This is a genomic window from Nitrosomonas halophila (assembly GCF_900107165.1).
Lineage (GTDB): Bacteria > Pseudomonadota > Gammaproteobacteria > Burkholderiales > Nitrosomonadaceae > Nitrosomonas > Nitrosomonas halophila.
The window spans coordinates 16,987-31,292 of the sequence record NZ_FNOY01000004.1; the positions used below are offsets into that span (position 1 = coordinate 16,987).

At 52.4% G+C, this 14,306-nt stretch carries 13 protein-coding genes; 3 read left to right on the plus strand and 10 right to left on the minus strand.

Going from position 1 to position 14,306, the window contains the following annotated elements:
- Positions 1 to 418: 418 nt before the first annotated feature.
- A complete protein-coding gene (locus BLV85_RS01660; protein WP_090411464.1) occupies positions 419 to 1,960 on the plus strand; it encodes a porin in 1,542 nt (513 codons plus the stop codon).
- Between the two features lie 305 nt (positions 1,961 to 2,265).
- Here BLV85_RS01660 and BLV85_RS01665 read toward each other — a convergent pair whose 3' ends face one another.
- From BLV85_RS01665 to BLV85_RS01715, 10 genes are all read right to left on the minus strand, one after another.
- Positions 2,266 to 2,751: a YajQ family cyclic di-GMP-binding protein gene (locus tag BLV85_RS01665; RefSeq protein ID WP_090411466.1), complete on the minus strand. Its 486-nt coding sequence runs from the start codon at positions 2,749 to 2,751 to the stop codon at positions 2,266 to 2,268.
- Between the two features lie 187 nt (positions 2,752 to 2,938).
- On the minus strand, positions 2,939 to 4,153 hold the full coding sequence (locus tag BLV85_RS01670; protein WP_090411468.1) for an argininosuccinate synthase: 1,215 nt from the start codon (positions 4,151 to 4,153) through the stop codon (positions 2,939 to 2,941).
- Between the two features lie 39 nt (positions 4,154 to 4,192).
- A complete protein-coding gene (gene argF, locus BLV85_RS01675) occupies positions 4,193 to 5,116 on the minus strand; it encodes an ornithine carbamoyltransferase (protein WP_090411470.1) in 924 nt (307 codons plus the stop codon).
- A gap of 357 nt (positions 5,117 to 5,473) precedes the next feature.
- Positions 5,474 to 6,655, minus strand: coding sequence for an aspartate aminotransferase family protein (locus tag BLV85_RS01685; protein ID WP_090411592.1), 1,182 nt, complete (start codon positions 6,653 to 6,655; stop codon positions 5,474 to 5,476).
- A gap of 253 nt (positions 6,656 to 6,908) precedes the next feature.
- Positions 6,909 to 7,328: a YdbL family probable chaperone protein gene (locus BLV85_RS01690; RefSeq protein ID WP_090411475.1), complete on the minus strand. Its 420-nt coding sequence runs from the start codon at positions 7,326 to 7,328 to the stop codon at positions 6,909 to 6,911.
- A gap of 44 nt (positions 7,329 to 7,372) precedes the next feature.
- The gene (locus BLV85_RS01695) at positions 7,373 to 7,564 is read right to left on the minus strand and encodes a hypothetical protein (protein WP_090411477.1); all 192 of its coding nucleotides are present in this window, start codon (positions 7,562 to 7,564) and stop codon (positions 7,373 to 7,375) included.
- A 6-nt stretch (positions 7,565 to 7,570) separates the two neighbouring features.
- On the minus strand, positions 7,571 to 9,427 hold the full coding sequence (locus BLV85_RS01700; protein ID WP_090411479.1) for a hypothetical protein: 1,857 nt from the start codon (positions 9,425 to 9,427) through the stop codon (positions 7,571 to 7,573).
- 210 nt (positions 9,428 to 9,637) lie between these two features.
- The gene (gene cysM / locus BLV85_RS01705; protein WP_090411481.1) at positions 9,638 to 10,534 is read right to left on the minus strand and encodes a cysteine synthase CysM; all 897 of its coding nucleotides are present in this window, start codon (positions 10,532 to 10,534) and stop codon (positions 9,638 to 9,640) included.
- A gap of 162 nt (positions 10,535 to 10,696) precedes the next feature.
- Positions 10,697 to 10,984, minus strand: a complete 288-nt coding sequence (locus tag BLV85_RS01710; protein ID WP_090411483.1) for a ComEA family DNA-binding protein — start codon at positions 10,982 to 10,984, stop codon at positions 10,697 to 10,699.
- A gap of 188 nt (positions 10,985 to 11,172) precedes the next feature.
- Positions 11,173 to 13,026: an ABC-F family ATP-binding cassette domain-containing protein gene (locus BLV85_RS01715; protein WP_090411485.1), complete on the minus strand. Its 1,854-nt coding sequence runs from the start codon at positions 13,024 to 13,026 to the stop codon at positions 11,173 to 11,175.
- 237 nt (positions 13,027 to 13,263) lie between these two features.
- Here BLV85_RS01715 and BLV85_RS15055 point away from each other — a divergent pair, with 237 nt between their 5' ends.
- Both BLV85_RS15055 and BLV85_RS01725 read left to right on the plus strand, forming a co-directional pair.
- Entirely contained in the window at positions 13,264 to 13,491 is a 228-nt protein-coding gene (locus BLV85_RS15055) for a hypothetical protein (protein ID WP_176973891.1), read from the plus strand.
- Positions 13,492 to 13,739: 248 nt separating this feature from the next.
- Positions 13,740 to 14,240 (plus strand): DUF1499 domain-containing protein, encoded by a 501-nt coding sequence (locus BLV85_RS01725; protein WP_090411489.1) that lies wholly within the window; start codon positions 13,740 to 13,742, stop codon positions 14,238 to 14,240.
- Positions 14,241 to 14,306 lie beyond the last annotated feature (66 nt).

Here is a 14,306-nt window from a genome sequence, read left to right on the forward strand (position 1 = left end):
CAGGGCGTCATAACATGCCACCAATCGAAAATCCGGGCCAATGCCTTTGCATCAACCTGCATATCCCTATACCAAGCCGGATAGCGACACAATAAAATCACTGACTGTAATTAAATTGTCACAATCGGGCGAGATAATGCTCGAATTGATGGCGGTCATGACGATTACGCTATCACCGGTTATGGCAAACCCTGGGAGGCTGTCCGAGAGACTGATCTACTGCGGACGAGCCTGATTGGCCGGATTTTACGATCCTTTTCGTTAAATAGAACGACTATTCGCCTCAAATGATCGGAAAAATCCAACTCAACCAGTCTCGCCCTCGCTACGATCGCTATTCTCGGACAGCCTCCTAGCATTTACCGATAATCGATCGAACTGGTTTTTACTTCTCCTTCAGAACTTTTCACACACGAAAATGCTAAAAAGATTCGACCATCGTGCCCTTGTTGCCGCGCTGCTGGCTTTGTTTATTTCACACGAAACACACGCACAACAACTGATTTTATACGTCGATACAGTCACCAAACAGGTCTACACAGAACCCGGTAAAAACAGGGTAAAACTTGGCACTTTCCAGCAAGTGGATGACCCATCCACGCTCGCAGCTGACAAAACGGAAACCAAACCATCAGAAATCGACTTGGAACAGACCAAGGAAGAGCTCAGAAAAGTCAAACAGGAACTCGAAGAACAGCTGATGGCCAAGGAAAAGGCTGCCGAAGAAATGCTCGAGCAGGCAATCGACAAGAAGCTTGATAAAGCCACTCGTGCAGCAGATGCGATCGTGCGCAGCAAGATCCCCACAGCCATCAAACCTGATGCGGAAAAGAAATGGTATGACCGGATCGGTATGCGCGGCTATGTCCAGTTTCGTTACAACAAAAGTTTGTGGGGCGACAAGGACCAGGTCTCGTTCTGGCCGGATAGCTCGGTCGGGCCGGACAAATCATTCCTGATCCGGCGTGCACGGCTGATTCTTTTCGGCAACATCACCGACCATCTCTACCTGTATATCCAGCCGGATTTAGCCAGCACACCAACCGGCTCCAGTACGACACATTTCGCGCAACTGCGCGATGCTTATGGCGACATTTTCTTTGACAAGAAAAAGGAGTTCCGTATTCGGGTCGGGCAATCCAAGATTCCCTATAGTTTCGAAAACTTGCAATCCAGCCAGCTTCGCCTGGCATTGGACCGCAATGATGCAATGAACAGCTGTTGCCGGGATGAACGTGATATCGGGGCATTCTTTTACTGGACCCCTACCCACATCCGGGATCGGTTCAAAGACCTCATCACCAAAAACCTGAAAAGCTCGGGCGATTACGGGATGTTTGCCTTCGGTGTTTATAACGGACAAGGTGCCAACCGCGTCGAACTGAACGACCAGGTCCACATGGTCAGTCGCTTTACCTACCCCTATCAATTCGAGAACGGTCAAATTTTCGAAGCGGGTGTGCAGGGCATCCACGGACGTTTTGTTCCGTCAGCCGGTCCTAACGCCGACGGCATCACGCCGACGAGAAATGCACCCAACAAGGGTTTTAAAGACCAGCGCGTGGGTGTGCATGCGGTGCTCTACCCTCAGCCATTCGGTCTGCAAGCCGAATGGAACTGGGGCAAGGGTCCGCAGTTGGATGGCAGCCAAACGGTAATCGGCAATGGAACCTTGAACGGCGGCTATGTGCAGGCCATGTATAAACATGACAGCGAACGATGGGGTACCCTGTTTCCGTTTGTCAAATGGCAGTACTTCGATGGTGCGCTGAAGTTCGAGCGCAATACCCCCCAAAACCGCGTGAGAGATCTGGAATTCGGTCTGGAGTGGCAAATTTTTCCAGAACTTGAAATTGTGGCAACTTATGCCATGATGAATCGCACCGATGTCAGAAACCCACCCTACGATCGATTCAAGGCCGATATTCTTAGATTCCAGCTGCAGTGGAATTATTTCTAAAACACGGCAACCCTACATAATTGAGAGCAATAGCTGCATTGCTATGTAGGGTGCACCTGTGCACCGATTAGCTGGTGACTGTGCCATATACAGCTCATTTGCCAGCGGATATGCTTCCAGCACACCGCGCCATCACAAGCCACGCGGGCAGCGTGGTGGCCTGAAAAAAGTCGCGTGACCGCCAGTCGCCTCACCGAAGCTTCATGCTGAGCAAGCGCACCCCACGCGCTTGCTCAGCACAATGTACATGGAAATACGCGCGCTGCACGGTGAATGCAAAGCTTTGGCTGATTGAAGCAGGCGTTTTAATCCCGGAAATTACGGAATTGCAGGGGTTGCTCGTTAATGCTGCTTTTAACGAGCTGTATCACCTCCTGCAGGACATCGCGCTTGGTGCCGGTCACGCGCACCACTTCGCCCTGAATGCTGGCTTGGGCTTTGAGCTTGCTGTCCTTGATCAGCTTGATGATTTTTTTGGCCAGATCGCTCTCCACCCCAGTTTTTACCGTGACTTTCTGCCGGACTTTATTGCCGCTGATCTTTTCTATCGTGCCTTTATCCAAACTGCGAACATCGATTTCGCGCTTGGTGCACTTGGCGATCAAAATATCCATCACTTGGGAAAGCTTGAATTCATCATCGGCATAGACCTGGAGCTCATAATCACTCTGCTCGACTCTCGCATCCGAACCCTTGAAATCGAAGCGTGTCCCCACTTCCTTATTGACCTGATCGACAGCATTGCGAACCTCCTGCTTATCTACCTCGGAAACAATATCAAATGAAGGCATAATTTTTCCCCAATTCAGTTATTTCACTACTTTCCGATTGGCCGGAAAGAAAATGACGTCATTATTCAATGCGGCTTTGGACCATTTTCAGTATGCATGTGCAATCCGCAAAAGTTCATCGTTGGTGATTGTTGTGCGCAAGCGCATCCTACGATGGCTGACCATATCCGCCAACCATCGCCACGTATCAGCTGTTACGCCGCGCCTGTGCAATACGCATTCTCAGTGCATTGAGCTTGATGAACCCTGCTGCGTCAGCATGATTGTAAGCGCCTTCGTCGTCCTCGAAAGTCGCGATATTGGGATCGAACAATGAATCCGTCTTCGAATCACGTCCAATCACCATGACATTTCCCTTGTATAGTTTGACACGTACCCAGCCATTCACGGAAGTCTGCGATCCATCAATCATGGTTTGCAAAAGCTTCCGCTCCGGACTCCACCAGTAACCGTTATAAATCAGTGCTGCATAACGTGGCATCAGGTCATCCTTCAAATGCGCCACTTCCCGGTCGAGCGTGATGGACTCGATCGCACGGTGTGCGCGCAACATGATCGTTCCACCTGGGGTTTCATAGCAGCCGCGTGACTTCATGCCAACATAACGATTCTCGACCAGATCCAGGCGGCCAATGCCATGTTTGCCGCCAAGTTGATTGAGTTTGGCCAGCACAGCGGCTGGAGAAAGTTTCTCGCCGTTCAGTGCAACAATGTCACCATGTTCGTATTCGATATCCAGATACTCCGGTTCATCGGGCGCTGCCTCAGGAGCTACCGACCAGCGCCACATGGATTCTTCGGGCGCTTGGGCCGGATCTTCCAGCGCACGCCCTTCATAGGAAATATGCAGCAAATTGGCATCCATGCTATAGGGTGAGCCTTGCTTTTGCTTCATCTCGATCGGAATCCCCTGTTTTTCCGCATAGATCAGCAGCTTCTCACGCGAGGTCAGATCCCATTCACGCCAGGGTGCGATAACGTGGATATCTGGTTGCAGCGCATAATAACCCAGCTCGAACCGGACTTGATCATTGCCCTTTCCGGTTGCGCCATGCGACACGGCATCCGCTCCCGTTGCGCGCGCAATCTCGATCTGCCGCTTGGCAATCAGGGGTCTGGCAATACTGGTGCCAAGCAGATATTCGCCCTCATAAACAGTATTGGCACGGAACATGGGAAAGACATAGTCGCGCACAAACTCTTCACGCAAGTCTTCAATAAATATCTCCTTGATGCCAAATTGTTTGGCCTTGGCGCGTGCCGGTTCGATCTCCTCGCCTTGACCAATATCAGCGGTGAAGGTCACGACTTCACACTGATAGGTATCTTGCAGCCATTTGAGTATGACCGAAGTATCCAGTCCCCCTGAAAACGCCAGAACAGTTTTCTTAATTTTATCCATATCATTAATTCTCAATCAAAATTTTTGCCAGGCCCAGAATCACCTGATATCAATCCTGCCCAGCAGCAAGTACTCCATCAAAGCCTTCTGGGTATGGAGGCGGTTCTCTGCTTCATCCCACACCACGGACTGTGGCCCATCGATCACTTCCGCATCCACTTCTTCCCCTCGGTGAGCGGGCAGACAATGCATGAACAGGGCATCCTGCTTCGCATAGGCCATCATCTCAGCGTCGACTCTGAAATCGGCAAAATCATTTTTGCGTACAGCAGTTTCTTCTTCAAATCCCATACTGGTCCAGACATCCGTGGTGACCAAATCGGCATCCTTAACCGCATCAAACGGAGAAGAAAACTGCTCGTAATGATCTGTTCCATACAAACCTGCCCGCTCGGGTTCCACTTCATAACCAGGCGGAGTTGCCACATGCACGTTGAAATCGAAAATTTCCGCCGCCTGCAGCCAGGTATTGCACATGTTGTTCGAATCACCGATCCAGGCCACCGTTCTGCCAGCAATGCTGCCACGGTGTTCCGTAAAGGTAAAAATATCTGCCAGGATCTGGCAGGGATGGTATTCATCGGTCAGGCCATTGATCACCGGCACACGTGAATTCTCGGCAAAACGTTCGATGATCTGGTGCTCGTAAGTGCGAATGGTGATGATATCGACCATCCGTGAAATCACGCGCGCGGCATCCTCTACCGGCTCGCCACGCCCCAATTGGGTATCGCGCGTGGAAAGGTAAATGGCGCTGCCGCCCAGTTGGTGCATGCCCGCCTCGAATGACAGGCGGGTACGGGTTGAATGTTTGTCAAAAATCATGGCCAGAGTGCGATCCGTCAATGGCCAGTAACGGCGGTATTGCTTGAATTCATTCTTGATCCAGCGCGTCCGGTCAAACAGATACTCATATTCCGTCCGCTCGAAATCCTTGAACTGCAAAAAATGCTTGGTTTGCATAAACTGTACTGCCTGCTAGTAAAAAATATCGTAACGATCGAGCATGCGGCTGATTGACCCGGTTTGCCATGCCATATGCCTGGAACAGCAGCAAACTGTCTGGTTACATGAAAAATATCGAATACCCACCCATATTTGGCTATGGGCCGATCAACGATTCTCAGCCCGATATCCTATCTCGCCAAGCAAGCACCTCAAGTTGGATTGCCAATAACATTCGGGCAGATTGCAGCATCATAACTTATCGCAGGTTTTGCGGTGCGCAAACACACCCCGAGTTGAAAGGCATGCCATGCGCCACGCTGCGCCGAGTATCGAGAGTCAGCACAGCGCCCGAATGCTCTGGATATGGGCTGGCTACTTCAGCCGATCTGTAAGAAATCGGTCGATGAGATCGGATGTCTGGGCCACTACTTGCTCCGCCTCCGCTTGCTGCATATTCAATGCAGGTAACAAACGTACCACTTTTTCTGAAGTCACATTGATCAGCAGCTGACGTTCCAGCGCCTCGCGCACAAGCTCTCCACAAGCGATCGGCAGCTCGATACCCATCATCATCCCCTGCCCCCTGATTTTCAGTACGTCTTGCCAGGCCTGCAGCCGCTGTCTGAATCGCTCGCGCATAAAGTCGCCAATGGTGACCGCATTGGCCAACAATGCTTCCCGCTCGATCACTTCCAGGGTCGTCAATGCCGCTCTGCATGCAAGCGGATTCCCGCCAAAGGTCGAGGCATGGTTGCCCGGATTGAATAATGTCGCCGCTTTCCCGCTTGCCAGACAGGCACCGATAGGCATGCCAGACCCCAGCCCCTTCGCCAGCGTCATGACATCCGGCAGAATATCGCTGTGCTGAAAAGCGAACCATTTACCGGTCCGCCCCAGGCCACATTGCACCTCATCCAGCATTAACAGCCATTCATTCTGATCACATATGTGGCGCAACCCTTGCAAATAGCTGGCTTGCGGAAAATTGACCCCGCCTTCGCCCTGATAGGTTTCGAGCAGGACCGCAACGATATTTTTGTTATGCGCAGCGACGTGCTGGACCGCAGCCAGATCGTCATAGGGTACGCGCACAAAGCCGGTGAGCAGAGGCTCGAATCCCGCCTGGGTTTTACGGTTGCCGGTTGCGGTCAATGTCGCCATCGTGCGGCCATGGAAGGAGCGCTCCATGACGATGATGGTCGGCAAATCGATCCCGCGATTGTGGCCATACAGCCGCGCCAGCTTGATGGCGGCTTCATTGGCTTCTGCACCGGAATTACAAAAAAAGGCGTTATCCAGCCCTGACAGTTTGGCCAGCCGCTCTGCCAGCAATGCCTGATTCTCGATATGATAGAGATTCGAGGTATGCACCAGGGTCGCAGCCTGCTCGCATAACGCGCGCGCCAATGCCGGATGACAATGCCCAAGTCCACAAACAGCGATACCCGATAGCGCGTCAAGATAGCGAACGCCCCGGTCATCCCACAGCCAAACGCCCTCTCCCCTCACAAAGGTAACAGGCAGCCGTGCATAAGTATTCATCAAATAGGACACAGCAAGTACACTCTTTTCTAATCTGAAAACAGGACGGCGGCTTACGCCGCCGTACAAAAATCAATCGTTCAATTTATCGCAATGCTGATTGCAGCACAAGTCACCCCATCCGGCAATAGGCACCCTCCAACCGAGAGCCCTTCACTTTGCCAAAGACCTCGAGCTTGGCAATGTTCACTTATTTATCATTTCATTTCAAGCGAAATCTCTCACCAGAAATGGCAACACCAACGTTGAACCGATGCGGCATGATTTATTTTCTGCGCCAGGAGCCATCTGCCTGCTGATACCACCAACCCGGTTTTGCCAATGAGATCCAGCGCTGGCTGAAGGTGGCGCGAATATTGCTCTCCCACTCGGGATGACTGTTGGCGCGTGCAATTTCCCGGTAAAGCGCATTGCGATCCTGGTTTTCCGCAGTCACCAATTGATTGACCGTTTGTCGTGCAGCCAGGGGCACAGCGTTTGCATCGCGCAGCATGATCAATCCATCGCGAGTCAGACCGACCGCACCGCTGTTATAGTAGGACTCCAGCTGGCTATGGCGCTGCTGCATGCTTTGCTTGAGCCGCGTAATTGCAGGGGTATTCGCTTCCAGGTCGGCTACGGCTTGACCGATCCCCGGCAAACACAACAAAACCAGTAGCATTAGCCGCCATATTACGATAGGCATGAGTGTACCCCTTTCAATCAAATAACGATGAGTAAACAACCGGATCATTGTGATGTGCGCTCACCCGCTTCGCTCTCTGTCGCCGCCGGTTCTTCAATCTGCCACACTTCCTCGATGATTTTGTCGGCGACCTTCTCTGCTGCGGCGGCCGGAAAGTAAATATTGATCGTGACACATGCGGATAGCAACAATCCAGCAAATATCAGCAATACCGGAACCAAGTATCTTTTTGTCATAGCATTTTAATGAATGATGGGACTGCCGCTTTTGATGGCATGCTCCAGACGTTTGATCAGTTCCGGCCAGTCCACTTGCCGATTATAGCCCGTGATGGTAATTGCCGGCACACCACTTCCTTTGACCAACACATAACCCCGTTCGTTGCTGGACGCTGGTTCGATCCCTCCCATCTGACAGACACTGCCGCGCAATCGACAGCGCCAGCCTATCTCGGCGTATCTGAATTGCTCAAAAAAACTTAGCAAGCGCCGCTGGATCGCCGGCATGGCCGACGCGCCACCTAAGGCCGTCAGATTCTGGATCGCTGCTTGGCTGATACGCCGCTTATAGCGACCCGGACTGCTGGCAAGGCTGGCATCAAACCTGACCGGCTCCCAATTGACGAGCTCGAGATCACTGACCTCGACATCCACCCGTCCTTGTATTCTGCCAAATGAATAGGCCCGTGTCAGCAAATCGAGATCGATATGGTGCATCGCCATATCCATGGTCAAATGAGGGGTTCGGCTGAGGGGCTCGGTCAGCACCAGATTTCGCGCCACCACCACGCCGTCAAACAAGTTGAAAACGAGCACCCCTTCCATCGTCATGACGGAAGCAGCATAATTCATTTTAGGAATGATGCCGGACAGGGTACCGAACATGGGCTGGATCTGCAGTGCTTCCGTCAGTTTCTCCATGGATACGGGGAAGAGCCGTCCATTGAATTGCCATTGCCAATCAGTCGCTTGCCGCGAAGCATTGAAATTTTCCACCACCACTTTGCCGTCCAGCACTGGCAGCTCCACATAAGGCACGCTGAAATGCATGCCTTCGGTCTCGAGAGAAAAGTGCACCGAACCCAGCGGGATCCGCAAAATCTGGCCGTGCTCAAGCCGAATGGTTCCAGTCGACCGCCCATTGCTTTGCCAAGGAATATTTGCAACCAGCCCCTCGAACGAGAAACGCTCACGGGTATCGATCAGGGTCACATCCTGCAAATCAAGCAGCAACGATTGTTGCCCGGTGTCTTGATAATGCCAGCTGAAGCCTGCCCGACCGCTGGCCTCGGTTTCGGCCCAAGCTGTTTCTGCAGCCAGCGGCTGGATGATGGACTTGAATAAAGCAGCCATCTCCAAATTCTCCGCCCGCAGCCGCGCTTGACGCAGCGCCAGCGCCGGGCGCTCGACTTCCCCGGAAAATGCGACCTGACCGATACCCGACAACGCCAGCTCCCCTCGCTCTATACGCAGAGACTGTCCGTTGCTCGTACCGCTGACAGCCAACCGATGACCGCCACCAGTAAAATAAAAAGGCTGCCAAAACACCCCACCCGCCAACCAGGCAAGCTGGCCCCGCCACTGCCAGCTACCCTGCTGCTTTCGTTGCGCATCCGCCTCCAGCTGCAAATGCACATCTTCACCGGCACGCAAACCCTCGGCGTCACTGAAGGATAATTCCGTGATCGCCAGTTTCGCGGCCCATTCCGTCAGCAAGGTTTCGCGCCCACTCAGACCGATTGTGCCATTGATTCTTGCCTGCCGAAGTTGCGGCCAGGCTGCATACTGCGGCAACAAGCCGGCCAGGCGCCTTCCCTGCCCATTTACTATGCGCAGCGAGCTTTGCCATCCTTCCGGGCGCCATGCCACGGCCAGATGCCATTTTTCTCTTCTGGCGGGTTCGATGGTCAGGACAATTTTTTTCTGCCGCAAAAACAGCTGCAATGAAACCGGCAAATGTTTACCGGCCAGTTGCAACTGGCCTGCATCACAGTCGATCGACTGGCGGCCAATATTGAGACGTTCGCAGGAGAAGCGCAGATTGCGCCACACGCTTTCCCCGATAAGCAACTCATCCAGGTTGATTTCAAGGTGTGGCATTGGCGCGCCGCTCAAATGGAACTCGACCGACCTTGCACTGAAAGCAGGATGCTGAACTTTCTCAAGCGTGAAAGTAAAGGATGGAATAGCTGCCTGTGCTGAAACGGAAACCAGACAAGCCAAGGCAGCCAGCCATGAACAGAGCGTTCGCCCACACCAGCAGCCCGTCCAATTAATATGACAGGATATTGCCACGAAACCTCCCTGGTTTCAGGCCCCTCGGGAAGCGAAGACTCCGGTCGATAGATAACGGTCTCCCCGGTCACAGACGATGAAAACAATGACCGCGTCGCTGACCCGAGCTGAAACCTTCAGTGCAGCAGCCAGCGCACCGCCAGAAGAAATGCCGGTAAAGATGCCTTCCTCCCGCGCCAAACGGAGCGTCATCTCCTCGGCTTCCTGTTGGGACACCAGCAGGACACGGTCGACCAGCTCCGGCTTGTAAATTTTTGGCAGATAAGCTTCCGGCCACTTGCGTATCCCTGGAATCTGGGCACCTTCCTGCGGCTGGACACCGACAATCTCTATCTCCGGATTCTTTTCCATGAAGTATCTGGCGCACCCCATGATGGTGCCAGTTGTGCCCATGCTGCTTACAAAATGCGTAATCCGGCCGTCGGTCTCATGCCAAATCTCGGGAGCTGTTCCTTCATAATGGGCCAATGGATTATCAGGATTGGCAAACTGATCGAGAATGATGCCCTGACCGGCATCACGCATTTGTTCGGCGGTATCGCGGGCCTGTTCCATGCTGCCCTCTTTGGGCGTCAGAATGATTTCAGCGCCAAATGCAGACATCACCTGACGCCGCTCCACACTTTGATTCTCCGGCATCACCAGGATCATTCGATACCCCATCATCGCGGCCGTCATGGCCAGCGCTATCCCAGTATTCCCGCTGGTTGCCTCGATCAGCGTATCGCCTGGTTTGATGTCGCCTCGTTGCTGCGCACGCATGATCATGGAAAAAGCCGGTCTGTCTTTGACCGAGCCAGCTGGGTTATTGCCTTCCAGTTTGGCTAAGATGACATTCCCGGTATCTCCAGATATGCGTTTGAGTTTGACCAGGGGCGTATGGCCGACGAAATTCTGGATAGTCTTATACATAAGCCAAGCATAGACAGTTATGAACAAAACCTGATTATCTCACAGATAAACCCATACATCCGCTCTACAGTTGAATCAGAAAGCCCCCCATGACTTTCATCATGCGGGGCTTATTCACAAAAGATTGTTGATCGTATCAGGTTTGCTATTCTGACTGGAGAATCATTGCGTTTCCATCGCTTGGTCAATCACACTGCCATCCTGAGTCGTTATTTGATCGCCAAGCTGTCTGATCATACCGGCGCCAATTCCATTGACACTGGCTAAATCCTCGATTGACTGGAACAAACCATGCTTGTTACGGTGTTCGATGATCGCTTTTGCCTTGACTGGCCCTATCCCTTTCAACGCTTCAAGATCGGACTGGGTGGCGGTATTGATATTGACTGCAGCAAAAACCGGGATATTGAAAACAAAAAGTGCCAGGAAAACCAGAAAAACTTTTTTCATAGTGATCTCCATTCAGAAAAAAATGTTAAAGAACAACGTTCTTCTCACTCTACGATCTATTTTTTTCACGCCGCTGAAACTACTTGGTTCAACCGGCAGTGAAAATCAATCATCGGCACATTTTTTTTCTGACTTTAGTCAAATTGCTGTCGTGATACGCAAAACCGTTTGCTACGCGCGACTGGCGATTATTTGCAAGCCTCCATCGCCAGTTCCAGTGCCAGCCAATCTTCCTCGAGTTGTTCAATTTTAGCTTCGAGTTCCTGGCGCCGCTGATTGAGCCGGGCAATCTTCTCCGACTGTGAATCGGTATACGTCGCCGGATCGGCCAATTGGTGATTGATGGCGGCCAATTCTGCTTGGGCAGCAGACAAAGACACATCCAGCTTGGTCTGCCTGGATTGCAGCGCCTTTTTGTTGGGGCGTGGCGCAGGCTTGCGAATCACCTTGGCAGGTTTGGATTTATCCGCCACCAGCGCGCCACGGCCCTCCAACCATTGCCTGTAATCTTCCAGGTCACCCTCGAAGGGCCGCGCCTCCCCATCCGCTACCAGCCACAGCTCATCCGCCACGGCCCGGATCAGGCTGCGGTCATGCGAAACCAACACAACCGCACCCGTATATTCCTCGAGCGCCAATGTCAATGCATCACGCATATCCAGATCAAGGTGATTGGTTGGCTCATCCAGCAAGAGCAAATGGGGTTGCTGGAATGCTAGCAACGCAAACGCCAATCGGCTTTTCTCGCCCCCGGAGAATGTGGCCACCGGCCGATTTTCCTCATCTCCCGCCAGGCCAAAGCGTCCCAGATAAGTTCTCAGATCAAGCTCCGTTTGCTTGGGTGCCAGCTGCTGCATATGCTGCAATGGTGTCAAGTCGCCGCTGAGATGTTCCAATTGATGCTGGGCAAAATAGCCGGTGCGTATATCCGGATGGATACTTACGCGGCCAGAAACCGGCTGAAGTTCGCCTATCAGCAGTTTAATCAACGTCGACTTACCCGCGCCATTCGGCCCCATGAGCGCAACACGTGCACCGGCACGCAAGACGAGATTGGCGTCTGTGAATATTTTATGGCCGTCATAGCTGAAACTCGCGCCCTCAGCCTGCAGCAATAAATCCGGCCCGCGCTCCGGGGCCTCGAGTTTCAACCGATATTGTTCCGTCCCGTCCTGCACGGGTGTAATCCGCACCAGGCGCTCCAGCGCCTTGATACGGCTTTGCGCTTGTTTGGCTTTGGTTGCCTTGGCACGGAAGCGGCGCACAAAATCTTCCATATGCGCAATCTGCCGCTGCTGTTGCTGGAATGCCTGGGCTTGTTGCGCAATGCGCTCTGCCCGTGCCTGTTCGAAGTCATCGTAATGGCCACTGTAGGTATCCAGCGTGCGATCATGAATATGCGCAATACGATTGACGCAGGCATTCAGAAATTCGCGATCATGCGAGACCATGATCAAGCTACCCGGATAACGCGCCAGGTATTGTTCCAGCCACATAATGGCTTCCAGGTCGAGGTGATTGGTTGGTTCATCCAGGAGCAGCAAATCTGCGCGGCACATCAGTGCCCGCGCGAGATTGAGACGCATCCGCCATCCACCAGAAAAATTCCTGACCGGCTGACCCAGTGCTTCCTGAGAAAACCCCAGTCCATTCAACAGCTGCGCCGCACGCGCTTGCGCACCATAACCATCGATGGCCTCGAAGCGATGCTGCGCTTCAAACCAGTCAGAATCATGCGAATCGCGTGCCAATATCTCTTGCAACCGGCGCAATTCCAGATCGCCATCCAGCACGAAAGCCAGTGCAGACTGATCGGAAGCCATAATCTCCTGCTCAACGGAAGTAATCGTCTTGCCGGCTTGCAGCGCAATCTCGCCCTGTTCGGGCAGCGCCTCGCCTTTTATCAAGCGAAACAGCGTCGATTTACCGCAACCATTCTTGCCGACCAAACCAATCCGCTGGCCGGAGAAGACCTGCAAGTTGATCTCATGCAACAGGGGAGCACCGTTTTGCAGAAAAGTAAGATTGCGAATTGTAAGCATGACTGAATGTAAAGATTAGGTTCGTTAAGCGCGACCCATCCTGGCGCAAGTAAAGCTTGAAAGAAAACTCATTCGACGCTATTTAAGGCATCATCGACCGGGCTTATGATGAAAGAGGCAACAGGAAGTATCATGGAGCGTCCCATCGCAGCAGGGTGCGTTGACACACCGCAAAACGATGACGGGTCGGGTTATTATGCGTAGATCAGCCTATTCTCGGATAGCCTCCTAGTCTGAATGAAACAGGAGCCAGAGCGATCCATCAAACGGCTTATTATGATGTTTTGCTTGCCAATTTTGCCTGATATTGCCCAAACAATCCACACCCGTCATTCAGCAGCAAACAACCGGCAACCCGCCATGAACAACTCCGGGACAACACATGGCCAGTGGTTCTTGAAAGACAAATCCATTTGCTCAAAATTTCAGCAAATTGCCAAATGGCTTTCTAAAACAGGGTGTTAGTATGCGCATCACCAAACAACACACAAACTTATCCACAGGAATTGTGGACATATTGCAGCAGCCCAGTCCTGCGAAATTCATTGATGCCATGCAAGAACCGGCAAGCACCGGATCGCTGTGACATCCCCCGACCTGCAATTAATGGAATCAATCGGCCTCTCCCCAAGAGCCAATTCCATTCAGATCGATACCATGACATACTGTTTGCTGGTCAAGCCCATACTTCCATACTTCTGAAGGAATGACATATGTTGCTGATTAAATGGTGCCTCATCCTCATCGCTGTGATCGTACTGGTTACCGTCCTGGCGGGCCAGTCAGGGTTATTCAAGGGCAACAGACCCGGCGATCTGGGCGTTCGCGACGGCAAACTCAAGCCCCCCGCTGCCACACCCAATAGCGTCACGAGTCAGGCCAAACTCTATCCGGAACACCCGCAACAAGGCTATGCCGATATTTCTCCTTTGGCCGTATATGGTGACGGACAGAATACACTGGGTTTGATCAAGGCAATCATTGAAGCCACTGCCGGCGCACAACTTATCGAAAGCCAATCCGATTATCTCTATGCCCAATTCACGACCCCTTTACTGAAATTCGTGGATGATGCGGAATTCTGGTTCGACCCCAATAGCAATGTTATTCATGTACGCTCCGCCTCGCGTCTCGGCAGGAGTGATCTGGGCGTCAATCGCAGACGTATCGAAACAATACGCCAACAGCTTGATGCCTTAGCGACCCCATCCTGAGCGCTTATCATGCAAACGGATTGCGTCAAAACTGCAAATAATGGCTCAATGATCCTGTTCATCGTT

What these genes read in the sequence shown, in the direction of transcription:
- BLV85_RS01660 (WP_090411464.1), top strand. Translation starts at nt 419, where the DNA reads ATGCTAAAAAGATTCGACCATCGTGCCCTTGTTGCCGCGCTGCTGGCT.
- BLV85_RS01665 (WP_090411466.1), bottom strand. Translation starts at nt 2,751, where the DNA reads ATGCCTTCATTTGATATTGTTTCCGAGGTAGATAAGCAGGAGGTTCGC.
- BLV85_RS01670 (WP_090411468.1), bottom strand. Translation starts at nt 4,153, where the DNA reads ATGGATAAAATTAAGAAAACTGTTCTGGCGTTTTCAGGGGGACTGGAT.
- argF (WP_090411470.1), bottom strand. Translation starts at nt 5,116, where the DNA reads ATGCAAACCAAGCATTTTTTGCAGTTCAAGGATTTCGAGCGGACGGAA.
- BLV85_RS01690 (WP_090411475.1), bottom strand. Translation starts at nt 7,328, where the DNA reads ATGCCTATCGTAATATGGCGGCTAATGCTACTGGTTTTGTTGTGTTTG.
- BLV85_RS01695 (WP_090411477.1), bottom strand. Translation starts at nt 7,564, where the DNA reads ATGACAAAAAGATACTTGGTTCCGGTATTGCTGATATTTGCTGGATTG.
- BLV85_RS01700 (WP_090411479.1), bottom strand. Translation starts at nt 9,427, where the DNA reads ATGCCACACCTTGAAATCAACCTGGATGAGTTGCTTATCGGGGAAAGC.
- cysM (WP_090411481.1), bottom strand. Translation starts at nt 10,534, where the DNA reads ATGTATAAGACTATCCAGAATTTCGTCGGCCATACGCCCCTGGTCAAA.
- BLV85_RS01710 (WP_090411483.1), bottom strand. Translation starts at nt 10,984, where the DNA reads ATGAAAAAAGTTTTTCTGGTTTTCCTGGCACTTTTTGTTTTCAATATC.
- BLV85_RS01715 (WP_090411485.1), bottom strand. Translation starts at nt 13,026, where the DNA reads ATGCTTACAATTCGCAATCTTACTTTTCTGCAAAACGGTGCTCCCCTG.
- BLV85_RS15055 (WP_176973891.1), top strand. Translation starts at nt 13,264, where the DNA reads ATGAAACAGGAGCCAGAGCGATCCATCAAACGGCTTATTATGATGTTT.
- BLV85_RS01725 (WP_090411489.1), top strand. Translation starts at nt 13,740, where the DNA reads ATGTTGCTGATTAAATGGTGCCTCATCCTCATCGCTGTGATCGTACTG.